This is a genomic window from Nocardioides sp. B-3 (assembly GCF_024703895.1).
In the GTDB taxonomy this organism is placed as follows: Bacteria; Actinomycetota; Actinomycetes; order Propionibacteriales; family Nocardioidaceae; genus Nocardioides.
The window spans coordinates 247054-268363 of the sequence record NZ_CP087968.1; the positions used below are offsets into that span (position 1 = coordinate 247054).

Annotated in this window: 21 protein-coding genes and 4 pseudogenes; 12 read left to right on the top strand and 13 right to left on the bottom strand. The window is 71.3% G+C overall.

Annotated features, from left to right (window positions below; translation table 11 throughout):
• Positions 1-57 precede the first annotated feature (57 nt).
• On the top strand, positions 58-675 hold the full coding sequence (locus tag LP418_RS01730) for a hypothetical protein (protein WP_257955003.1): 618 nt from the start codon (positions 58-60) through the stop codon (positions 673-675).
• 60 nt (positions 676-735) lie between these two features.
• Here the strand turns inward: LP418_RS01730 and LP418_RS30140 are convergent, their stop codons facing one another.
• Together LP418_RS30140 and LP418_RS01735 are read right to left on the bottom strand one after the other, a co-directional pair.
• Entirely contained in the window at positions 736-957 is a 222-nt protein-coding gene (locus LP418_RS30140; protein ID WP_336275880.1) for a hypothetical protein, read from the bottom strand.
• Positions 954-1820 carry an amidohydrolase family protein gene (locus LP418_RS01735; RefSeq protein ID WP_336275881.1) on the bottom strand — a complete coding sequence of 289 codons (867 nt, stop codon included), beginning with the start codon at positions 1818-1820 and terminating at the stop codon, positions 954-956. The genes LP418_RS30140 and LP418_RS01735 overlap by 4 nt, the downstream gene beginning before the upstream one ends.
• Positions 1821-1885: 65 nt before the next feature.
• Here LP418_RS01735 and LP418_RS01740 point away from each other — a divergent pair, with 65 nt between their 5' ends.
• The 4 genes from LP418_RS01740 (at position 1886) to LP418_RS01755 (ending at position 4589) form a co-directional block, all read left to right on the top strand.
• The gene (locus tag LP418_RS01740; protein ID WP_257955004.1) at positions 1886-2182 is read left to right on the top strand and encodes a hypothetical protein; all 297 of its coding nucleotides are present in this window, start codon (positions 1886-1888) and stop codon (positions 2180-2182) included.
• On the top strand, positions 2121-2681 hold the full coding sequence (locus LP418_RS01745) for a lysyl oxidase family protein (RefSeq protein ID WP_257955005.1): 561 nt from the start codon (positions 2121-2123) through the stop codon (positions 2679-2681). Before LP418_RS01740 ends, LP418_RS01745 begins: the two co-directional genes overlap by 62 nt.
• A gap of 104 nt (positions 2682-2785) precedes the next feature.
• A complete protein-coding gene (locus LP418_RS01750; protein ID WP_257955006.1) occupies positions 2786-3196 on the top strand; it encodes a hypothetical protein in 411 nt (136 codons plus the stop codon).
• Positions 3197-3302: 106 nt separating this feature from the next.
• Positions 3303-4589 carry an MFS transporter gene (locus tag LP418_RS01755; RefSeq protein WP_257955007.1) on the top strand — a complete coding sequence of 429 codons (1287 nt, stop codon included), beginning with the start codon at positions 3303-3305 and terminating at the stop codon, positions 4587-4589.
• A gap of 32 nt (positions 4590-4621) precedes the next feature.
• Here the strand turns inward: LP418_RS01755 and LP418_RS01760 are convergent, their stop codons facing one another.
• From LP418_RS01760 to LP418_RS32115, 9 genes and pseudogenes are all read right to left on the bottom strand, one after another.
• On the bottom strand, positions 4622-4984 hold the full coding sequence (locus tag LP418_RS01760) for a hypothetical protein (protein ID WP_257955008.1): 363 nt from the start codon (positions 4982-4984) through the stop codon (positions 4622-4624).
• Between the two features lie 49 nt (positions 4985-5033).
• Positions 5034-6605: pseudogene (ffh, locus tag LP418_RS01765) on the bottom strand (signal recognition particle protein).
• 110 nt (positions 6606-6715) lie between these two features.
• Entirely contained in the window at positions 6716-8950 is a 2235-nt protein-coding gene (locus LP418_RS01770; RefSeq protein WP_257955009.1) for a [protein-PII] uridylyltransferase, read from the bottom strand.
• Positions 8951-8967: 17 nt separating this feature from the next.
• Positions 8968-9307: pseudogene (locus LP418_RS01775) on the bottom strand (P-II family nitrogen regulator).
• 10 nt (positions 9308-9317) lie between these two features.
• Positions 9318-9578, bottom strand: coding sequence for a hypothetical protein (locus LP418_RS01780; RefSeq protein WP_257956865.1), 261 nt, complete (start codon positions 9576-9578; stop codon positions 9318-9320).
• Positions 9467-9898 carry a hypothetical protein gene (locus tag LP418_RS01785; protein WP_336276004.1) on the bottom strand — a complete coding sequence of 144 codons (432 nt, stop codon included), beginning with the start codon at positions 9896-9898 and terminating at the stop codon, positions 9467-9469. Before LP418_RS01785 ends, LP418_RS01780 begins: the two co-directional genes overlap by 112 nt.
• A gap of 25 nt (positions 9899-9923) precedes the next feature.
• Positions 9924-10577 (bottom strand): annotated as a pseudogene (locus LP418_RS01790) (ammonium transporter); the annotation flags it as partial.
• A 91-nt stretch (positions 10578-10668) separates the two neighbouring features.
• Positions 10669-10938, bottom strand: a complete 270-nt coding sequence (locus LP418_RS32110; protein WP_442940085.1) for a P-II family nitrogen regulator — start codon at positions 10936-10938, stop codon at positions 10669-10671.
• A 94-nt stretch (positions 10939-11032) separates the two neighbouring features.
• Positions 11033-12402: pseudogene (locus LP418_RS32115) on the bottom strand (ammonium transporter); the annotation flags it as partial.
• A gap of 433 nt (positions 12403-12835) precedes the next feature.
• Here LP418_RS32115 and LP418_RS01805 point away from each other — a divergent pair.
• Genes LP418_RS01805 through LP418_RS01835 form a run of 7 tightly spaced genes read left to right on the top strand, consistent with a single transcriptional unit; the run spans position 12836 to position 19629 of the window.
• Positions 12836-13681: a glycosyltransferase gene (locus tag LP418_RS01805; protein WP_257955010.1), complete on the top strand. Its 846-nt coding sequence runs from the start codon at positions 12836-12838 to the stop codon at positions 13679-13681.
• Positions 13678-14397 carry a hypothetical protein gene (locus tag LP418_RS01810; protein WP_257955011.1) on the top strand — a complete coding sequence of 240 codons (720 nt, stop codon included), beginning with the start codon at positions 13678-13680 and terminating at the stop codon, positions 14395-14397. The genes LP418_RS01805 and LP418_RS01810 overlap by 4 nt, the downstream gene beginning before the upstream one ends.
• Positions 14372-14869: a hypothetical protein gene (locus LP418_RS01815; protein ID WP_257955012.1), complete on the top strand. Its 498-nt coding sequence runs from the start codon at positions 14372-14374 to the stop codon at positions 14867-14869. Before LP418_RS01810 ends, LP418_RS01815 begins: the two co-directional genes overlap by 26 nt.
• On the top strand, positions 14850-15716 hold the full coding sequence (locus LP418_RS01820; protein ID WP_257955013.1) for a glycosyltransferase: 867 nt from the start codon (positions 14850-14852) through the stop codon (positions 15714-15716). Before LP418_RS01815 ends, LP418_RS01820 begins: the two co-directional genes overlap by 20 nt.
• The gene (locus LP418_RS01825) at positions 15635-16681 is read left to right on the top strand and encodes a glycosyltransferase family 4 protein (RefSeq protein ID WP_257955014.1); all 1047 of its coding nucleotides are present in this window, start codon (positions 15635-15637) and stop codon (positions 16679-16681) included. Before LP418_RS01820 ends, LP418_RS01825 begins: the two co-directional genes overlap by 82 nt.
• A gap of 19 nt (positions 16682-16700) precedes the next feature.
• Positions 16701-18536: a glycosyltransferase family 2 protein gene (locus tag LP418_RS01830; RefSeq protein WP_257955015.1), complete on the top strand. Its 1836-nt coding sequence runs from the start codon at positions 16701-16703 to the stop codon at positions 18534-18536.
• Positions 18445-19629: a glycosyltransferase family protein gene (locus LP418_RS01835; protein WP_257955016.1), complete on the top strand. Its 1185-nt coding sequence runs from the start codon at positions 18445-18447 to the stop codon at positions 19627-19629. The genes LP418_RS01830 and LP418_RS01835 overlap by 92 nt, the downstream gene beginning before the upstream one ends.
• A 188-nt stretch (positions 19630-19817) precedes the next feature.
• On the opposite strand, the gene ftsY is transcribed toward LP418_RS01835, so the two are convergent.
• Positions 19818-20948: a signal recognition particle-docking protein FtsY gene (gene ftsY, locus LP418_RS01840; protein ID WP_257955017.1), complete on the bottom strand. Its 1131-nt coding sequence runs from the start codon at positions 20946-20948 to the stop codon at positions 19818-19820.
• 33 nt (positions 20949-20981) lie between these two features.
• Positions 20982-21161 (bottom strand): hypothetical protein, encoded by a 180-nt coding sequence (locus LP418_RS01845; protein WP_257955018.1) that lies wholly within the window; start codon positions 21159-21161, stop codon positions 20982-20984.
• Between the last annotated feature and the right edge of the window lie 149 nt (positions 21162-21310).

Here is a 21310-nt window from a genome sequence, read left to right on the forward strand (position 1 = left end):
AGGCAGACTGCCCGACGGAAACCAAGACCACGGATACCTACCCCCCGAGGAGATCCCATGACCCGCACCCGACGCATCACCGCGACCTTGATCGCGACGGCGGCCCTCGTCGCCCCGACCGCCGCGCTCCAGAGCGCCGTCGCGGCCGAAGGCCCCACGACCTCCGTCAGTGACAAGGCCGCCAAGGCCCCCAAGGCGCCGAAGTCGCTGAAGGCACAGACCAAGCAGCTGCTCAAGGACGTCGCCGGCAAGGACAAGCGCCCGGCCCGGCTCGCCGCCAGCAACGCCGTCGCCAGCCCGGCCGACGACACCGAGGCCGAGCTCGTCGCCAACATCACCGACGCCCGCACCGCCCCGGCGACCGCCAAGACCACGATCGAGGCGGCCGACAGCACGATGGACACGCGCGCCGCCCGCAAGGACCTGCGTTCCTTCCGGGTGGTGAACTTCCGGCTCGCGCTCAACATCCTCAAGCAGGCCGAGGGCCTCGCCGAGGCCGCGGCCGCCGACCCGGAGGCCGTCTCGCACCTCGCGCTCGCCGAGGACGCCGCGCTCGCGATCACCGCGGCGAGCACCAAGGCCGACGTCAAGGCCGCCCGCGCACACCTCCGGGAGGCTCGCGCTGAGCTCGAGCCCGCCGAGGAGGAGACCGCGGCGCCGGCTCCGGCTGTCTGACACCAGCACTCTTCGAAGGGCGGTCACCCGGTCGGGTGGCCGCCCTTCGTCGTGTCGTGACTAGCGGGCCGACACCACGGCTCGTCCGCGCAGGACGACATAGGAAGGCTCCTGCAGGACGGACAGGTCGAGGAGCGGGTTGCGCGGATAGACCACGAAGTCGGCCGGCGCCCCCTCGTCGAGGGTGGCGTTCCACCCGAGCCACTCACGGGCCCGCCACGACGCGGCACCCGGGGGCGTAGTCGGCCGGCATGCCGAGCTCGTGCATGCCGATGACCTCACCGGCGAGGTTGCCGTGCCGGCTCACTCCCCCGCCGTCCGACCCGGCGTAGAGGGCCACTCCGAGCTCGTGTGCCGCCATGATCGTGTCGCGTTGGCGGGCATGCAGATCGGTCATGTGGTCGGAGTAGCGCGGGAACTTGTCGCGGCCCGCTTCGGCGTACTGCGGGAACTTGTCGATCTGCATGACGGTCGGAACCGGGGGCGATCCCGCGCGCCGCCATCGTCTGCGCGAGGTCGGTCGAGAGCCCGGTGCCGTGCTCGATGCAGTCGATGCCCGCGTCGATCAACATCGGCAGCACGGCCTCGCCGAAGCAGTGGGCGGTCACCTTGGCGCCGTGCTCGTGCGCGGCCGCGATCGCGGCGGCGAAGTCGTCCGCCGGGAAGGACGGAGCCGGGTCGCCGGTGTCGCGCGAGATCCAGTCGCCGACGAGCTTGACCCAGCCGTCGCCGCGCCGCGCTTCCCGGACGACGGTCTCGACGAGGGACGGCGGCTCGACCTCATGCGCGTAGTTGCGGATGTAGCGCTTGGTGCGGGCGATGTGGCGGCCTGCGCGGATCAGCCGCGGCAGGTCGTCGCGCCCGTGCATCCGGGAGGTGTCCGCCGCCGAGCCGCAGTCGCGGATCAGGAGTGCTCCGGCATCGCGGTCCCGGATGGCCTGCGCCTCGGCCTCGGCGTCGGAGACCGCCCCGTGGTCGTCGAGCCCGATGTGGCAGTGCGCGTCGACGAGGCCGGGCACGATCCACCCCTCCGCGACCGTCTCGGCGCCGGCCTGCGGCTCGAGCGTGACGGTGTCGCCCACGACGTAGAGGTCGCGGACCTCACCATCGGGCAGGACGGGACCGGAGAACCTGAGCGCGTTCATACCCAAACCCAATCACGTCACTCGATTCCGCCGCGACGGCGAAACGGATGTGCCACCATCCCAGCATGTCGTCCGGGCCGTCTCGTGTCGCCGGGCAGGTCGCCGCGATCTGCTCCGTCGCGCTGCTCGCCGGTTGTGGTGGCGGCGCCGAGGCACGGTGGTCCGAGGAGCCGGTGGGAACCCCGGTGCTGCCGGACTTCGCCCCTGTGCCCCCGACCGACCTCCACACCAAGGTCCTCGACGGCGCGTGGACGGTCGAGTTCAGCTCCACGCTCGTCAACGTCGGCGACGGAGACTTCCATGCGACGGCAGACAAGCAGCTGGACGACTCCCCGGGTCCTCACCCGGGACATCGAGTATGACGGTGGCGGCGCCGAGCACGTGCGGACCGACGCCGGGGCGGTCTGGGGCGGCGACGGTCACGAGCACTGGCACATCGAACGCTACGTCGTCTACCACCTCTACGCCCTCGACGAGTCGGGCGAGGTCACCGGACCAGCGCGGACTGACCACAAGGTCGGGTTCTGCATCTATGACTTCGAGCGCGCCCACGTCGACCTCGGCTCGGACGACCCGACCTACGACCGCAAGGGGTGCGGCGAGGAGGGATCGAGCCACCTCGTGATGGGACTCAGCCCGGGATGGGCCGACCACTACAACTGGGACCTCCCGGGGCAGAGCATCGAAATCGACGGCCTCGTTGACGGCGACTACCGGATCTTCGCGGTCGCCGACGAGCAGTCAGTCTTTCGCGAGGAGACGAGGACCAACAACGAGACCCGGGTCGACTTCACCCTCTCGAGCGACGCCCGGGGCAATCGATTCGCACTGCTCGGGGACATCGGCCCGTCGCCCGAGTGAGTGGTCCAGACCACCGCGCCCCAGTTCGTCAATATTGGGCTAGTTGGCCCGCGTAGCACGTGGACCACGGACACCCCTCGCCACAGTGACGCTACCGCCGGCTCGTGGCCGACGTCGTGGTCAGCCCTTGGCCGCGCGGCACGTTCGCGGTCAATCCAGACAGGGGTAACTCCATGAAGCACAAGAAGATCCCGGTCGCTGTCGCGACCACAGCCATGATCGGCATCGCATCGCCCGCGATCGCTGCCGATCTGTCCAATGGCAACGGCCAGTCCTGCGGCGACGGCGTCGGGGTCTGGCACTTCGTCAACAATCAGACTGGCGGCGCGGCCGACGGCCTCCTCACGGCGACCTTCAGTGACGGTGTCTTCTCCATGGTCGCGCCCAGCAAGAACACCGGGTCGACGCAGCACTTCTACGTCGAGTCAACGGGCACGCTGATCTCGGCCAGCACCAGCCTGCCCGGCAGGCTCGTGTTGTCCGACTTCAGTTGCGAGGACAGCAAGAAGAAGTGACCTGATCCAGCCGGCTCGCCGTGCCGGTCCCCGTCCGGCACGGCGAGTCCCCGGCGACACGAAAATGAGGCGCCTCGAGACGCTCCCCGGCCCTACCGTGTCCCCGGTGAGCCTGCGCGAACACGCCTCCCCATTGCGCGTCGCCAACTTCCGCTACTTCTTCGTCGGCGAGGTCGTCAACACCGCCGGCTCGTCGATGTCCGGCATCGCGCTGGCGTTCGCCGTGCTGCGCATCGACGACTCGGCGACCGCGCTCGGCCCGGTCGTCGCGGCCTCGACCGTGCCCATGGTCGCCTTCATGCTCATCGGTGGAGCGCTGGCCGACCGGCTGCCCCGCGCCCTCGTCCTGCGCGGCTGCAACCTCGGTCCAGGGGCATCGTCCAGAGCGATCGTCGCGACGTTGGTGCTGACCGATCTCGCCGAGATCTGGCACCTCGTGGGGCTGTCGTTCATCACTGGAACGGTCTTCGCCGTCAGCTATCCGGCGTTCCACGGGATGGTGCCCATCCTGCTGCCGCCCGAGGAACGCAAGTCGGGTTTCCTGCTGATCGACCAGTCCGACGCCCTGCTGCGCATCGGCGGGCCGGTGCTCTCCGGCATCCCGGTCGCCACGGTCGGCGCCGGCTGGGCCTTGGCGATCGACGCAGCGACGTACGTCGTGGCGGCAGCCTTCCTCGGCCTCGTGCGACTGCCGTTCGGCGAGCGTCCCGAACGCCGCACCAGCGTCATCGGCGACTTCGTCGTCGGCTGGGCGTTCGCGCGCCAGCTGGGCTGGGTGATCCCGGCCTCGTGCTGCGCGCTCGTGTTCAACGCGCTGATCAGCGGCTCGATCTACGTCCTCGGTCCGGTGATCGCCGACGACACCATCGGCAGCCGGGGCTGGGGGCTTGCGGTGTCCGGCCGGGCCGTCGGCCTGTTCGTGGGGACCCCGGTGCTGGTGAAGATCACCATCCGCCGGCCGATGTGGGTGATCATGATCGGCTTCGCCGTGATGTCCACCCCGATGCTGCTCCTCGGGACTCGGGTCAACACCGCCGCTCTCGCTGTGGCCTTCTTCATCGCCGGTGCCGCGGTCAGCGCCCCGGGGCTGGCATGGAACCTCACCGTCCAGGAGAAGGTGCCCGAGCAGATGCTGTCGCGGATCATGGCGATCGACGGGTTCTTCTCCTTCGTCGCGATGCCCATCGGACAGGTGCTGGTCGGTCCGTTCTCGGCCCAGTTCGGGATCCGCGCCGTCGAGCTCGGCAGTGTCGCGCTGTGCGTCCCGGTCATGGTCGTCGCACTGTCAGTGCCGGCGATCAGGGACCTGCGCCTCGTCGGTCCGCAACCGGGGTCCCCGGGACAGGACTCGACCGACGTCGAGGAACCAGAGAGGGCCGGCGACGTCACCTGATCCCGTTCTCGTTCCCAGCCCGGGAGCCCGCCTCAGATGCGGTCGAGCAGCCACGAGGGGCTGAGCACGAGCGCCGGGGCGACGTTGGCCCCCAGCGCCCGGTCGGCCGTGACCACGGTGACGGTGTCGCCGCGCTCGCGGCGGGTCGTGACCTGCCGGCGGATCTCGGAGTCCCCGTCCTTCGGGGCGTGGACGGTGAGCACGTGCGCGTCCCGGCCGGCGCGCACGCCCGCCTTGGCGCCACCCTCGAGCACCAGCACGATGACGTCGTAGGACGTGTCCCCGACCAGCAGTCGTTCGTGCAGCTTGCGAGCCGCGCCGGCACGGTCCTTCCACCAGCCGTCCGGCACCGAACCGACGACGTTGGCGGCGTCGACGACGAGCACGGACGTCATGAGGACCGATCGTTCGAACGAGCAGATCTCATGACGTTGACGAGCACGGTCACTTGAGGAACTTGGAGAAGTCCTTGGGCAGGTCGAGCGCGGCCGCTGCCTTCTCGTAGTCGATGTCCTCGCCGGGGTTGCCGAAGGGGTTGGCTGCCTTCTCCGCGGCGGCGGCCTTGGCTGCCGCTGCCTCCTGCGCCGCCTTGGCGGGGTTGCCGGACGTGCGGCGCCCCTTCTTCTTCGGCGCCTGCTTGGCCTTCTTGCCGGGACCGACGGCTCCGGGCATCCCAGGGCATCCCGGGCATCCCGGGGATCCCGCCGCCACCGCCGCGCATCATCGACTGCATCATCTTCTTCGCCTCGTGGAAGCGGTCGACGAGCTGGTTGACGTCGGAGACCCGGCGGCCGGAGCCCTTGGCGATGCGGGCGCGGCGCGAGCCGTCGATCAGCTTCGGGTTGGCCCGCTCGGCGGGCGTCATCGACTGGATGATCGCCCTGGATCCGGTCGATCTCCTTCTCGTCGAAGTTCTCGAGCTGGTCGCGGAACTGCCCCATCCCGGGGAGCATGCCCATGATCTTCGACATCGAGCCGAGCTTGCGCAGCTGCTGCATCTGCTTGAGGAAGTCGTCGAGCGTGAAGTCGCCGGTCTGCAGGAGCTTCTCGGCCGCCCGGCGCGACTCGGTCTCGTCGAAGGTCTTCTCGGCCTGCTCGATCAGGGTGAGCATGTCGCCCATGTCGAGGATGCGCGACGCCATCCGGTCCGGGTGGAACAGGTCGAAGTCGGTCATCTTCTCGCCGGCAGAGGCGAACATGACCGGCTTGCCGGTGATCGACGCGATCGACAGCGCCGCACCACCGCGGGCGTCACCGTCGAGCTTGGTCAGCACGACACCGTCGTAGCCGACGCCGTCGAGGAAGAGCTGCGCCGTGGTCACGGCGTCCTGACCGATCATCGCGTCGACGACGAAGAGCACCTCGTCGGGCTGGACGGCGTCGCGGATGTCCGCGGCCTGCTTCATCAGCTCCGCGTCGACACCGAGGCGACCGGCCGTGTCGATGATGACGACGTCGTGCAGCTTGCGCTTCGCGTGGTCGATCGACTCGCGGGCAACCCAGACGGGGTCGCCGACGCCGTTGCCGGGGGCGGGAGCGAAGACGGGTACGCCGACGCGCTCACCGTTGACCTCGAGCTGCTGGACCGCGTTGGGCCGCTGGAGGTCGGCCGCCACCGGGATCGGGGTCTTGCCCTGCTCCTTGAGCCACAGCGCGAGCTTGGCGGCGAGCGTCGTCTTGCCCGCACCCCCGGAGGCCGGCCAGCATGATCACGGTCGGCCCGGTCTTGGCGTAGCGCAGTCGACGAGTCTCACCGCCGAGGATGGTGACGAGCTCCTCGTTGACGATCTTGATGATCTGCTGCGCGGGGTTCAGCGCACCGCTGACCTCTTCGCCGCGCGCTCGCTCCTTGACGGCCCCGACGAACTCCTTGACGACGGGCAGCGCCACATCGGCCTCGAGCAGCGCGATGCGGATCTCGCGCGCGGTGGCATCGATGTCGGCCTCGGACAGCTTGCCCTTGCCGCGCAGGTGCTTGAAGGTGTCGGCGAGCCGGTCGGAGAGTGTGGCGAACAAGTGCGTGGGTCCTCTGGTCTGGCGGTCGAGACGCCGCGCAGGCGGCGCCGGGGACGTCGTCCCAGCCTAACCGGGTGGGCTCAGGCGCGGTTCATCCCCGCTCAATTCGCTCAGGCCACGGTTCCGAGCACCGCCGCGCGTACGGCGTGTGCCGCCGCAGCCGCCCGGTGCTCGGACAGGGCGCCCGCATCGCGCTCCCGGACGTAGAACACGTCGACAGCCTGTGGCCCGAGCGTCGAGACGTGCGCCGATCGGACGGACAGGTCCAGCTTCGCCAGCGCGTGGCACACCAGCCACACCACGCCGGGTCGGTCGTCCATCCGCACCTCGAGCACGGTGGCACGCCGGGAGGCATCGGCCCGGACGACCACGACCGGCTCGAGCCCGGTGGCCACGGGGCGACTGAGCCGGGTGGCGGCGTCAACCCTCCCCTCGCTGATCGCGACCGGGCGCTCGCGCAGGACCGCGGCGTCGAGGTCGGCCTCCCCGACCTCCCACACAGAGACACCCACGGAGACGTCCCCCGACTCCTGCGCCCGGGCCCGCGCCGACCGCACGGTCGCGCGCTGCAGGGCCAGCACGGCCGCGGCGTCCGCGAGCAGCCCGACCCGGTCGGGGGCCAGCACCGTCACCCGGGCACCCCCTGCGTCGGACTCGACCCGGACGGACACTCCCCCGCGGCGTACGGCGTCTGGCACCGCGACATCGCCGGTGGCCGCATCAGCGGGTGGGGGGTCACCGGCGACCGCTGCCCGGGCGTGCCGGGAGAGGCGGTCGATCAGCCCCGCGCGCCGGGTGGACCACGCCTTCGGGGACGCGGCCCGGGAGTCCGCCTCCGTCAACGACCGCAGCAGGGCGAGCGCCTCGGCGCCCGACACCTTGGCGAGCAACGCCTCGAGGGTCGCCGGGTCGTCGGGGTCGCGCGACGTGGCGATCTCGGAGAGCAGGAGGTGGTGGCGCACCAGCAGGGCGATCAGGTCGACGGCGTCGTCGTCGAACCCCATCCGTGTCGCGATGTCCCGCGCGATGGGTTCGCCGGCCACCGAGTGCTCGGTGAGCTCGCCCTTGCCGATGTCGTGCAGGAGCGCGGCGACCAGCAGGACATCGGGACGCGCGACGTGGCGGATCAGCGCCGAGGCCTCGATGCAGGTCTCGATGACGTGGCGGTCGACCGTGAAGCGGTGGATCGGCGAGGCGTGCGGCAGCGTGCGGATCCGCTCCCACTCGGGCAGGAAGCCGCTCAGGGCGCCCGTCTCCTCCAGCGTCTCCCACACCGGGAGCAGTCCGGGCCCGGAGGCGAGCAGGCTGACCAGCGCGTCGCGCGCCTCCTCGGGCCACGGGGCGGGCAGCGGCGGACAGTCCCGGACCAGCCGGGCGGCGGTGGCGGGAGCAAGCACGACGTCGCGCTCGGCCGCCTCGGCGGCCGCTCGCAGCAGCATGACCGGGTCCAGGTCGGGGCGCGCCTTCGCGGCCAGCACCACCTCGCCGCGGGCGAGCGCGATGCCGGGCGCGATCGGCTCGAGGGACGGCCGCCGAGCGCCCTTCACCGACACAGGCCGGGCGAGCACGTCGTCGACACGGCGCCACGTGAGGCGGGACAGGTGGCTGAGGCGGCGACCGATCTCGCGCACGTGGCGCTGCGCGGCCTCGGCGTCCTCGAGCCCGAGCGCGACGGCCAGCGGGGCCCACACCTCCGGGGCCACCCGGTCGCTCGGACGGCCGATCTCGTCGTGCAGGAGGTCGCGGAAGTCGAGCAGTGCCTGCCGTGAGGTCTCGAGCTCGGGACTGCTCGCGTCGACCAGCCATGTCGCCTCGAGAGCCTTGAGCACGGTCGCGTCGCGCAGCCCGCCCTCGGCCTCCTTGATGTCGGGCACGGAGACGTGCGCGAGCTCACCGATCACCTCGTGCCGCTTGGCGACGAGGTCGCGCAGGGCCGGCAGCCGCTCGCGGGCCTGACGGCGCCGGGCAGCGAGCATCGTGCTGCGAAGCCGCAGCGTGAGGTTGGGGTCACCGGCGAGGTGCCGGATGTCGAGCAGCCCCAGCGCGACCTTGAGGTCCTCCTGCGCGGCGGTCGTCATCTCCGAGAGCGAGCGCACCGAGTGGTCGAGGCGCGACCCGGAGTCCCAGAGCGGGTACCAGACCTGCTCGGCCACCGCCCCCGGGTCGACGTCGTCGTCGTGCACCAGCACGACGTCGAGGTCGGACTGGGGCGCGAGCTCACCTCGGCCGTAGCCTCCGGCGGCGACCAGCGCGACGCCCGTGTCGGGCCCACCCGCCTTGTCGTACGCCGCCCGGCACAGCTCGTCGGCAGCAGCCGTTCGGATGGTGCGCTCGGAGGCCGTCATCTCGAATCACTCATCTGTCAGATCGCGCCCTCGTCGCGCTCGCCAGTGCGGACCCGCACGACCGACTCGACCGGGACGACCCAGACCTTGCCGTCGCCGATGCGACCCGTCTGGGCGGACGCGACGATGGTCGAGACCACGTCGTCGGCCTCGGCGTCGTCGACGACGATCTCGACCCGGATCTTGGGCACCGGGGGCGATGTCGTACTCCGCGCCGCGGTAGACCTCGGTGTGGCCCTTCTGGCGGCCGTAGCCGCTGACCTCCGAGACGGTCATGCCGGTGACGCCGACGGTCTCGAGGGCGGCCCGGACGTCCTCCCACTTGTGGGGCTTGATGACTGCGGTGACGAGCTTCATGTCAGGACCTTCATTCGTTGTCGTCGCGACGGGTCAGGGTGTCGAGGAAGGAGGTGCCGGAGCGGCCACCGGAGGTGGCGTGCAGGTCGTAGGCGGTCTCCGCGTGGATGACGAGGTCGATGCCGCTGATCTCGTGGTCCTCGTGGATCCGGAAGCCCATCACCTTGTTGACCACGAGACCGATGATGCCCGAAACGACGAACGCGTAGACCAGCACCGCCCCGCCTCCGACCAGCTGCTTGCCGAGCTGGTCGGCGCCGCCCGCCGGCACAACAGGCCGTCGACGCCGGTCGGTGCGACCGACGACGCGAGCAGGCCGATCCCGAAGGTGCCGACCGGGCCGCCGACGAGGTGCACGCCGACGACGTCGAGCGAGTCGTCGTAGCGCCAGCGGTACTTGAGGCCGACTGCCAAGGCGCAGACGACGCCGGCGACCGGGCCCATGACGATGGCGCCGATCGGGGTGAGCGAGCCGCACGAGGGCGTGATCGCCACCGGGCCGGCGACGAGGCCGGACGCGGCACCCAGCGAGGTGGCGTGACCGTCGCGGACGCTTCCTGAGGGCCAGCCAGCCGAGCGAGCCGGCGGCACCGGCGACGAGCGTGGTGGTGAAGACGATCGCGGCGGACTGGTTGGCGGCGAGCGCGGAGCCGGCGTTGAAGCCGAACCAGCCGAACCACAGGAGCCCGGCGCCGAGCATCACCGGGGTGAGGTTGTGCGGGCGCATCGGGTCCTTGCCGAAGCCGAGCCGCGGGCCGAGCACGAGCGCCAGCGCGAGGGCGGAGGCACCCGAGCAGATCTCGACGGCCATGCCGCCGGCGAAGTCGATGGCGCCGAGGCGGTTGGCGATCCAGCCACCCGTGTGGTCGCCCGCGGAGAAGTCGAAGACCCAGTGCGCGACCGGGGCGTAGACCACCAGCGTCCAGATCGTCACGAAGACCATCCGGGCACCGAAGCGGGCGCGGTCGGCGATCGCGCCGGAGACCGAGGCGCCGGTGATGACGCAGAAGAGGCCCCGGAACACCGCGAACAGGATGTGCGGGACGGTGCCGGTGTTGCTCTCCTCGGACATCAACGAGGTGAGGCCGAAGTACTGCGTCGGGTCGCCGAGCAGGCCGCCGCCGAGGTCGTCGCCGAACGCGAGGGAATAGCCCACGAGCACCCACACGATCGTGATGACGGCCAGCGAGCCGAACGTCATCATCATCATGTTCAGCACGCCCTTGGAGCGGACCATGCCGCCGTAGAACAGGGCGAGGCCCGGGGCCATCAGCAGGACGAGGGCCGAGGCGACCGGGAGCCGGGGCGGTGTCGCCGGAGTCGAGGGAAGTCATGGGCAGACACCCTCCGGTCCACTCGTTTCACGCACTGACAGAACTTGTTTCGGGCATGTAAACGAACGCGGTCCTCTGCCCCGCCGAGGTGTCCTCGACGGGGCAGAGGTCACTGCGTTGACTCAGATGGCCGCTTCGTCGGTGTCTCCCCGTGCGAACGCGGACCACGGTCTCGACCGGGCTGACCCAGACCTTGCCGTCGCCGATCCGGCCCGTCTGGGCGGTCTTGACGACGATGCCGACGACGTCCTCGGCATCCGCGTCGTCGACGACGATCTCGATGCGGATCTTGGGCACCGGGGGCGATGTCGTACTCCGCGCCGCGGTAGACCTCGGTGTGGCCCTTCTGGCGGCCGTAGCCGCTGACCTCGGAGACCGTCATCCCGGTGACGCCGAAGGTCTCCAGCGCCTCGCGGACGTCCTCCCACTTGTGGGGCTTGATGACTGCGGTGACGAGCTTCATGCGTTGGCTCCTTCGGTGGTCGAGGCACTGACGGTGCTGGCGGCCGGGACGCTCTTGCCACCACCGCTGCTGCCGCTGTGCAGGTCGTACGCCGACTCGCCGTGCTCGGCGAGGTCGATGCCGTTGACCTCGTCCTCCTCGTCGAGGCGCAGGCCGATCGTGTACTTGATGCCCGGGCCGATGACCGCGGTCAGGACACCGGAGTAGGCCACGGCCACCGGGACGCCGAGGGTCTGGTCGCCGAGCGAGCCGAACCCTCCGCCGTACAGGAGACCGTCGATGCCGCCGGCACCGTCGGACGTGGAGAACAGCCCGATCAGGACGGTGCCGATGATGCCGCCGACGAGGTGCACGCCGACGACATCGAGCGAGTCGTCGTAGCCGAGCTTGTACTTGAGGCTGACGGCCCAGGGCGCAGACCGCACCGGCGACTAGGCCGATCGCCACGGCACCCTCGATGTCGACCGCACCGGCCGCGGGGGTGATGGCGACGAGGCCGGCGACGATGCCGGACGCGGCACCGAGCGAGGTGGCCTTGCCGTGCAGCACGCGCTCGATGAGCAGCCAGCCCGGGATCGCGGCGAAGGTGGCCAGCGTGGTGTTGGCGAAGGTGCGGCCGGTCTCGGAGTAGAACTGGGCCGGGAACGCGGCCGGGTCCTCGTCGAAGGTGGTGCCGAAGACGATGGAGCCGACGTTGAAGCCGTACCAGCCGAGCCACAGCATGCCCGCGCCGAGCATCGTCAGGGTCAGGTTGTGCGGACGCATCTGCTCCTTGGGCCAGCTGATGCGCTTGCCGAGCAGGAGCACGAGCACGAGGGCCGCGACACCGGCGTTGATGTGGACGGCGGTGCCTCCGGCGTAGTCCTGCGCGCCGATGCGGCCACAGATGAGCGACTTCTCGGTGCAGCTGAACACCATGTGCGCCAGCGGGAAGTAGACGATGAGGGCCCACAGGGGCAGGAAGACGACCCATGCCGAGAACTTCAGGCGATCGGCGACCGCGCCGCTGATCAGGGCCGCGGTGATGATCGCGAAGGTCATCTGGAACATCACGTAGACGTAGTTGTCGGTGGTGACGCCGTCGAGCCAGAACAGCTCGAACGGGTTGGCGAAGAGCGTGCCTTCACCGCCGAAGCCCATCGACCAGCCGACACGACATACAGGATGCCGACGATCGCGGCGGCGATGAACGACATCATCATCATGTTGAGCACGGACTTGGATCGCGACATGCCGCCGTAGAACAGTGCCGGGGCAGGCACCGTCATCATCAGCACGAATGCAGTCGCGATCAGCATGAACGCGTAGTAGCCGTCCACAGAACCTCCAAGGAGCGATCGGGGGTGGCCCACGTCCGCCCGACGACGGTGTCGGGCAGAGGACCACCAGTTGCCAGAACCTTGGTGGTGCGAGGTTTCACCGCTCGCCGCATCGTGTTGCGCGCTCGCAACAGATTTTGCGTGGGTGTTACGTCGGTGTGAACGAATGCCCACACCCGTACGGCGACGGCGACCGCCACAGGCCTCGATACACTCCCCGCATGACCGGAAGCAGCGCCGATCGCACGGCGCGCACCGGCGTCGTACTCGTCAATCACGACAGCGCCGAGGACACCGTCGGCTGCATCACGTCCCTCGAGGCCTCCCACGACCTCGACATGGACGTCATCGTGGTGGACAACTCGGACTCCGCGGAGTCCCCTGGCGACCCTGAGCGCCGCGGTGGGCGATCGTGCGGTGGTCCTCTCCAGCGGCGCCAACCCGGGGCTACGCCGGCGGCTCCAACGTCGGCATCCGCCGCTGCACGGAGCGCGGCAACGACTTCGTCTGGCTGCTCAACCCCGACACCCGTATCGAGCCCGAGACCCTGCCGCGGCTCCTCACGCTGCTCGCCGACGTCCCGGACTGTGGCGTGGTCGGTCCCCGTCTCGTGCACCCGGCGGCGCCGGACGCCCCCGAGACCGTGTGGTTCGACGGTGGCATCGTCGACGAGAGCAAGGCCGGCGAGACCCGGCACCTGCACCGGGGCCGTGAGGTCGCCAAGGTCGCCGCCCCGATCGCGCGCGACGTCGACTACGTCACCGGCGCCTCCCTGTTGACCCGGCGCACCGTGCTGGAGACGGTCGGGCTGCTGCCCGAGGACTACTTCCTCTACTTCGAGGAGACCCACTGGTGCCGCGACGTCCACCGCGCCGGCTGGCGGGTGATGGTCGAGCAGCGGGCCCGCATGGTGCACCACCAGCGCTCGAGCGGCGCGCTGCCGTCGCCGTACCACCTCTACTACATGACCCGGAACCGCTACCTGTTCGTCGAGCGGGCGCTCGGCGCCGACGGTGAGGCCGCGCTGGCGCAGCTCGAGGGCAAGTGGCTCAAGAACTGGCGACGCAAGGTGGCGACCCCGGCCCCCGAGTGGCTCGACGAGTTCGATGCGCTCGTGGCGCGCGCGGCCGCCGACGCGCGCGCAGGGCGGGATGGGCGCAATGATGCTGTCTCACACGTACCGTGGCCGGCCGACGTGCAGCGCGACGGCGATCTCGCCGACGCGAGTCGAGAGAGGACCGAGGTGGGCGAGCGATGACGACCAAGGGCCGTGACGACGTCGCGACCGTCATCGAGCGGACGCTCGCGGGCGGACCGCGCGTGCTGCACATCGCCCTCGACGCCTCCACCGTCCCCGTACGCCTCGCCCGGGGGCACGACCGCGAGGTCGAGTGCCTGCGCTGGCCGGCGGAGCCCGACGAGCAGTGGGGTCCCGACGTCGGCCGCCGCGACACGGTCGACGACTGGGCACAGCCCTTCCCGGTGGCCCCGGTCGACGTCGTCGTCGTCGAGGACGTCCCGGACGACAGCCACGACGCCGACCAGTTCTTCCGCACCCTCGGCACCGGCGCCCCGGTGCCCGGCGCGCTCGTCGTCATCTCCGGCGTCCGCGACCTGACCGGGCCGATCGCCTCCGCCGGGTTCGTCCCGGGAGTCCGACGCAGCAGTGGCCCTCGACGAGCGGCGACACATCACGGTCGCCCGCTTCCCGTCCTTCACCACGGCCCGGCCGCAGTCCCCCGACGCCGACGAGGCGAGCGCGGCGGAGGTCCGTCGCCTCGCCCACGAGCTCGAGCGCACCCGCGAGCTGCTCGCCCGCGAGCGCGCCACGATCGCCCGCGAGATGCAGTCGGGCAAGGACGAGCTGCTGGCGATGGACCGCCGTGTCAACGACCTCCGGGAACGGCTGCAGCGGCTACGGCACAAGAACGTCCTGCTGCGCGCCCGCGTGGCCCGGGTGTCGCGCGAGCGTGATCTCTCCGAGGAGCACGTCGCCTCGCTCGAGCAGGACCTCTTCCCCGGCGCGCGACTCCCGCGCCGTCCGGGCCGTGGCCTCCGTCGTCGAGCGGGCCCGCCGACGCAAGGACGGCGCATGAGCTCGGCCTCCTCGGGTCGCCCCGTCGGTCACGACGGGGACGAGCTGTCCACCGTCGATCGGCGGCGGGCGGCGTACAGGCAGCTCATCGACGGCGAGCTCGCCACGGGTGACGGCGAGCGCGTGCTGTTCTTCGTGCACTCGGTGGACCTGCGCCACGCCTCCCCCGACCTGATCGCCGCTGCCGGGCTCGGGCTCGCGCTGGCCGATCGTGGGTACGGCGTGCGGCTGGTCCCCGCGCCACCGGTGGCACCTCGGCGGCGCGGCCGACATCTGGATCGCGACCACGCCCGACGCCGATCCGTCGCAGGCACCCGCCGGTTCCCGGCGGATGGCGTGGGCGCACAGTGACGTCGAGGCGTGGTCCGAGCTCGACCACCTGATGGCCTACGACCGGGTCCCGGTCGCCTCCGAGGTCGGGCGCAGCCTGCTGGCCACGACCTCCGCCGGTCGCCTCGACGTGCTGTGCAACGCCGCGGACACCGAGCTCTTCGCACCGCGCGAGGGCGACGGTGGGCGCGACGGCGTCGCCAGCCCGGGTGTGTACGTCGAACGCGGCCGTGCCATCCAGCCGCTGATCAACGACGTGAAGTTCACGGTGCCACTCACCGTCTACGCCGAGCCGCAGCGCAACATGCGCTCCAGTCTGCTCGGCCGGCTCGAGGAGCCCATCGCGTGGCTGCGCGCGCCGGAGGTGATGACGCGCTCGGAGCTGACGGTGATCGAGCTGCCCTCCACCGCCGTCGGTGACGCGACCCTGCCGGCGCACTTCTTCGAGAGCATCGCCTGCGGGTCGCTGCCGATCGTCAACTCCCGGCTCGGTGCCGTCGAGTGCGGGCTCGAGGTGCCGTCGTACACGACGTCCGACGAGCTGGGCGAGCTGATCACGTCTCTGCGCGCCGACCCCGAGCGGATCCATTCCCTCGTCGAGGGCCTGCGCGAGCGGGGTCGCGCGCGAGCACACGTGGGACCTGCGGGCGCGCACCTTCGAGGAACGTGTCGGCACGGCTCGTCGGGGAGCAGACGACGCCCCCGCCGCAGCGGGCGCTGCACTACTTCCCGGACTACAACCGGGCGAACCCCTACCGGGGGATGCTGTTCGCGGAGCTCGGGGCGGTGGATGCCTACCCGAAGGCCGTGGCCGACGTCATCGAGCACCCGGAGAACCGCGCCATCGCGTCGGTCCCGGGCATCTTGAACATCCACTGGACGACGCCGATCCTGCAGTACGCCACGGGCCCGTTCCGGGCCGCCATCGAGCTCGACCGGTTCAGCGCGGCGCTGCACAAGTTCCGCACCGCGGGCGGGCGGCTGGTGTGGACCCTGCACAACGTGCTGCCGCACGAGGCCCGGCACGTGTGGGCGGAGACCCAGCTGGCCCAGCTGTTGGCCGACCGCGCCGACGCGATCCACGCACTGTCCGAGATCACCGCGCGCCGGGCATCCGAGGTGCTGCGCCTCGACCCACGGCGCGTCGTCGTGATCGAGCACTCGAGCTATGTCGGGCAGTATCCCGACTGGGTCAGCCGCGACGCCGCCCGCGCCCAGCTCGGTCTGGCGCCCGAGGACAAGGTGCTGGTCGCCCTCGGCGGCATCCGGCCCTACAAGGGCCCGGGCCGGCTGCTCGACGTCTTCCACGAGCTGGCCGAGGAGGACCCCAGCCTGCACCTGCTCGTGGCCGGCAAGCCGGCGGCGACCCGGGAGACGGCCGGCCTGCAACGGCGCTGCGAGCAGTCGCCGCGCGTGCTCTCGGAGTTCTCGCACGTGCCCGACGACCAGCTGCAGGTCTGGTTCGGCGCGGCCGACCTCGCGGTGCTCCCCTACTCCCGGATCCTCAACTCCGGGGTCTTCTGGCTGGCGCAGACCTTCGGCCTGCCGATCGTCGGCCCGCGCACGGGTGCGCTCCTCGACCTCGCCGACGAGCCGCACGTACGCCTGTTCAACCCGCGCGACGACCGGTCGCTCAAGGAGACACTGCGCTCGACGATCATCGAGCTCGTCGACGACCCGCAGAGCGCCCGCGCGGCCCACGCCTCGTCGCTCAGCGCGGCCCGCTCGCGGCCGCCGCAGAGGATGGCGTCGGACTTCGCCACCTTCATCGAGCCGATGCTGACCGGACAGGACCGGGCGCCTCGGAGGGCGCCTCGACGGGCCGCGGGGTGAGCACGTGATCGAACCCCCCATGAGCACCGCGGCACGGCACTCCGCCCGCGACCCGGTCGCGTCGGGGCTGCTCGACCTCGACTGGATCGGCGCACAGCTCGGCACCCAGCCGGCGACGGCCGAGGACGCCGCCCGCGCCGTCATCAACACTCCCGACATCTCCCCGCACCCGCTCTTCGAGGCGACGTGGCTGCCGGGCAAGGGCGTCTGGCAGGCCGGTGACCTGCCGCCGTCACTGTGGTACGTCACCGAGGGTCCGCGCCGCAACCGGCTGGCGCCGCACCCGCTGATCAACACCGAGCGGATCCTCGAGGAGAACCCCGCGGCCCGCGACCACACATTCGGCCCGCTGGCCCGGTGGTCCGACCACGCGACGCGCGAGACCCCGATGCCCGTACGCCGCGGCTACCCGCACCTGCAGTGGGGCGAGTTCCGCGACAACGCCTTGCGCGCGGCGCGCGAGTGGCAGGTCCTGTCCTACCTCGACGCCAACCCCGGAGCACACCAGCACTCCCCCGAGGCCGCCGGCCCCGTCGTCACGGTGCTGATGAGCGCCCGGGACGTCGGTCCGCTGCTGGCGCCGACCATCGCCGCACTGCAGGACCAGACCCTCGACCAGTGGGAGCTGCTCGTCCTCGACCGCGGGTCCATCGACGCGACGAGCAGCGTCGCCTCCGACGCGGCGACCCGCGACCCCCGCATCCGCGTCGTGCTCGGGTCGCGCACCCAGCTCGGGCGCACCCTCAACCGCGGCATCCAGCGCGCCCGCGGCGAGTTCCCGGCCTTCCTCGAGCCCGGCCACCTGTGGCACCCGGAGTTCCCGGCCCGCGGTGTCGGGGTGCTCCGGGCCGGCGAGCGCTCCGCCGTCCACGCCTTCACCGGGCCCGACACGCGACTGTCCGGCGAGCTGGTGACGACGTCCCAGTTCGACCTCGGGACGACCCTGCTTCGCCGTACGACCCTCGACGAGGTCGGCACCTTCGACGAGGGCGACTCGGAGGAGACGGTCGCCACGTTCGTCGACCGGCTCCGCACCTCGCTGATCGTCGGCTGGGCCAATCCCCTCGTGCTCGTGCGCGGAGTCACCGCCGACGCACCCGCCACCGTCAACTGGGAGGCCGCCCGGGCCACCGAAAGGGTCGCCGGGCGCACCAGCATCGTGCTGCCGATGGGCTACGGCTCCCGCGGCACGGTCGACTGGCTGCTCGCCGGGGAACCGGACGTCGAGGTGGTCGTCGTGGCCACGCGTGACCGCCGCGGACCGCACCTGCTCACGTCGGCGCTGGCCGGACTGCTGCCGTCGGTCACCAGTGTCTCGGTGCCCGCCGGCACCCGGATCTCCGCGGCGACGAACATCGGCATCGCGCACACCACCGGCGACCGGGTCGTGCTGCTCCGTCCGGAGGCACAGCCGGCGCCGGAGCTGATCCGACGTCTCACCGGGACCGTCGACGACCCCGACGTCGCCGTCGCCCAGCCGCTCGTGCTCGACCGGCGCGGCCTGATCATCTCCGCCGGCGCCGGTTTCCCCGAAGAACGACGGCCGGCTCGGGTTGCTCTTCGCCGGCCACGCCGCGTCCGACGCGCGCCGCCTCGGCGCGGCCGAGATCCCGGCCCCGGCCTCTCCGATGGTGGCCCTGCGGGCCGGCGCACTGCTGACGCTGCACGGCCTCGACACCAGCTTCCCCGACGTCCCGGCGGAGACCGACCTCGGGCTGCGCGCGGCCGCCACCGGGGTCGGGCGCAGCGTGCTGGTGCCCGACGTGAGCGTCACCTCCCGCACGGCCTACGCCGAACCCGCCGAGCTCAAGATGGCGATGGCCGCCCTTCGGTCGCGCCGGCACACCATCCCTGACGACCACACCAGCACCCTGTGGCAGACGTCCGGCTTCGAGGTCACCGGGGTCCGGAGCCAGCGCGTCTCCGCCGATCCCGACGACCCCGAGTCCGACTCCGTCCTCCTCCAGCAGCAGGTCGTGCGCCACGTGCAGGGCATCGACGAGCACCCGCCGCGGCTGCGTTGGACGATCGACACCGCTGCACCGGCCGGTCCGCGCGGCGAACGCTGGGGCGACACCCACTTCGCCCGGTCGCTGGCAGCCGCGCTCGAGCGCAGCGGGCAGAACGTGTCGGTCGACTCCCGTGACGCCCGGCACCGGCCCTCACGCGACCACGACGACGTCGTGCTCGTGCTGCGCGGGCTCGACCTCGTCGAGCCGCACCCGACGGCGCTGAACATGCAGTGGATCATCAGCCACCCCGACCTCGTCTCGATGGCCGAGCTCAAGTCCTTCGACTCGGTCTACGCCGCCAGCCTGAGCTGGCCGGCCCAGTCCGTCGCGACTGGGGACTGCCCGTCCAACCCCTGCTGCAGTGCACCGATCCGCGCTTCTTCCACCCCCGACCGCGGCGTGCCCGACACCGGCCCGGCCGTGCTGTTCGTCGGCAACTCCCGCGGCGTCTTCCGGCAGGCGGTCCGCACCGCGCTGGCCGCCGACGCCGACCTCACGGTGCACGGCGCCGACTGGGACGAGTTCCTCGACCCCGCCACCGTCGCGTCGTCAGGGGTGCCCAACGACGAGGTGGGCGCGCTCTACGCCTCGGCCGGGATCGTCCTCAACGACCACCACGTCGACATGCGCCGCGACAGCTTCCTGTCCAACCGCCTCTTCGACGCCGCCGCCTGCGGTGCCCGGATCGCCACCGACCCGGTCTCCGGCCTGCACGAGACCTTCGGCGATCTCGTCCAGCCCTTCCACGACGAGAGCGACCTGACACGACTGATCACGTCGCCGTACGCCGCCTTCCCGGACAACGAGACGCGCCGGGCCCGGGCACTGCAGATCATCGCGCAGCACACGTTCGACCAGCGCGCCGCGCGGCTCGTCGAGGACGCCGTCACCGCCCTGCGCGGGCGCGAACGCCGTCCCAGCCGCTCCTCGCGCTGAGGTCGCCGGCCGCCGTTTGGTGGCGGCACCTCACGTCGCAGAGGGTGCTTCGGAGTCAATCTGCCGCCACCCTCGCCGGGCCGGCCCGCACGGTGGCGGCACATCACCGACACCGCCGACTCCCAGCAGCAATCTGCCGCCACCCCGACAAGACGCGGCGGCGGCGGCGGGAGAGTCGCTGAGTCCGATCAGCCGAGAAGCGCGTCGACGAAGGCGCCCGCGTCGAACGGTGCGAGGTCGTCGGCGCCTTCACCGAGACCGACGAGCTTGACCGGGACGCCCAGCTCGCGCTGGACCGCGACCACGATGCCGCCCTTGGCCGAGCCGTCGAGCTTGGTCAGGACGATGCCGGTGACGTCGACGATCTCGCTGAAGACGCGGGCCCGGATCATCCCGTTCTGACCGGTGGTGGCGTCGAGGACGAGCAGCACCTCGGTGACCGGGGCCTGCTTCTCGATGACGCGCTTGACCTTGCCGAGCTCGTCCATCAGCCCGGCCTTGTTCTGGAGACGGCCGGCCGTGTCCACGAGCACCGTGTCGACGCCGTGCTCGACACCCTGCTTGACCGCCTCGAAGGCGACGCTGGCGGGGTCGGAGCCCTCCGGCCCGCGCACGACCTCGACGCCGACGCGCTCGCCCCGGGTGGCGAGCTGCTCGACGGCGGCGGCGCGGAACGTGTCGGCTGCGCCGAGGGTCACGGTGAGGTTCTCGGCCACGAGGATGCGGGCGAGCTTGCCGACGGTGGTGGTCTTGCCGGCGCCGTTGACGCCGACGACGAGGACGACGCCGGGCTTGCCGTCGGCGCCGCTCACCTGCAGGCGGCGGTCCATGGTCGGGTCGACGAGCTCCAGCAGCTCCTCGCGGAGTACGGCGCGGGCGTCGATGTCCTGACCACCCTCGACGCGCAGGCGGGACCGCAGTCGCTCCACCAGCTGCGTCGTCGGCGCGACTCCGATGTCCGCGGTCAGCAGGGTGTCCTCGATGGACTCCCAAGTGTCCTCGTCGAGACGGTCGCGGCTGAGCAGCGCGAGCAGTCCGCGACCGAGGGTGCCCTGCGAGCCGGCGAGACGCTGGCGCAGCCGGACCGGGCGAGAGGCCGTGCCTTCCGGCTTCTCGAGCGTCGGCTCTTCGATCGGCGCCTCTGCGGGCGTTCCTGCCTCTGTCGGCGCCTCGGTCCGAGGCGGCGCGATGACGTCGGTGCCCGCGCTCGGCACGGACGGAGCCTTGCCCCGGCGGCCGGCCAGCAGGCCGACCAGCATCAGCACGCCGACGACGGCGATGCCGATGATCAGATAGAGCCAGTCACCGAGGTAGTCCATGGCGCAATCCAATCACGCGCCAACGGACTGCTGTCAGGCGCGGACGTCCTCGTGGTCGCCGAAGGTCGGCAACGCGTCGACGCCCTTGCGCATCGCGTCCCCGAGCTGGGGAACGACGGGCAGGTCCTCGCCACGGTGCGGGTAGGCGACGTACAACACGACGGCCGCGGAGACGGCCGGGACGAGCAGCATCATCAAGACGATCGCCAGCATGTCTTCAACTCCCGAGAGGTGTGCAGATGTCTCCACCGTGGCACATCGGTCCGCCCGGGCGCGATTTCACGCGGTCCTCGCCGGTGTGTCGCCGCCCACACTCTCCCCCACCCCAGCGGTGAGTGAGCCACATTCTCGGGCTGCGGAAT

Excerpts from the sequence above, each read along its gene's own strand:
- LP418_RS01730 (WP_257955003.1), top strand. The coding sequence starts at position 58 with ATGACCCGCACCCGACGCATCACCGCGACCTTGATCGCGACGGCGGCC.
- LP418_RS01735 (WP_336275881.1), bottom strand. The coding sequence starts at position 1,820 with ATGAACGCGCTCAGGTTCTCCGGTCCCGTCCTGCCCGATGGTGAGGTC.
- LP418_RS01740 (WP_257955004.1), top strand. The coding sequence starts at position 1,886 with ATGTCGTCCGGGCCGTCTCGTGTCGCCGGGCAGGTCGCCGCGATCTGC.
- LP418_RS01745 (WP_257955005.1), top strand. The coding sequence starts at position 2,121 with ATGCGACGGCAGACAAGCAGCTGGACGACTCCCCGGGTCCTCACCCGG.
- LP418_RS01760 (WP_257955008.1), bottom strand. The coding sequence starts at position 4,984 with ATGACGTCCGTGCTCGTCGTCGACGCCGCCAACGTCGTCGGTTCGGTG.
- LP418_RS01770 (WP_257955009.1), bottom strand. The coding sequence starts at position 8,950 with ATGACGGCCTCCGAGCGCACCATCCGAACGGCTGCTGCCGACGAGCTG.
- LP418_RS01810 (WP_257955011.1), top strand. The coding sequence starts at position 13,678 with ATGACGACCAAGGGCCGTGACGACGTCGCGACCGTCATCGAGCGGACG.
- LP418_RS01820 (WP_257955013.1), top strand. The coding sequence starts at position 14,850 with ATGGCGTGGGCGCACAGTGACGTCGAGGCGTGGTCCGAGCTCGACCAC.
- LP418_RS01830 (WP_257955015.1), top strand. The coding sequence starts at position 16,701 with ATGAGCACCGCGGCACGGCACTCCGCCCGCGACCCGGTCGCGTCGGGG.
- ftsY (WP_257955017.1), bottom strand. The coding sequence starts at position 20,948 with ATGGACTACCTCGGTGACTGGCTCTATCTGATCATCGGCATCGCCGTC.
- LP418_RS01845 (WP_257955018.1), bottom strand. The coding sequence starts at position 21,161 with ATGCTGGCGATCGTCTTGATGATGCTGCTCGTCCCGGCCGTCTCCGCG.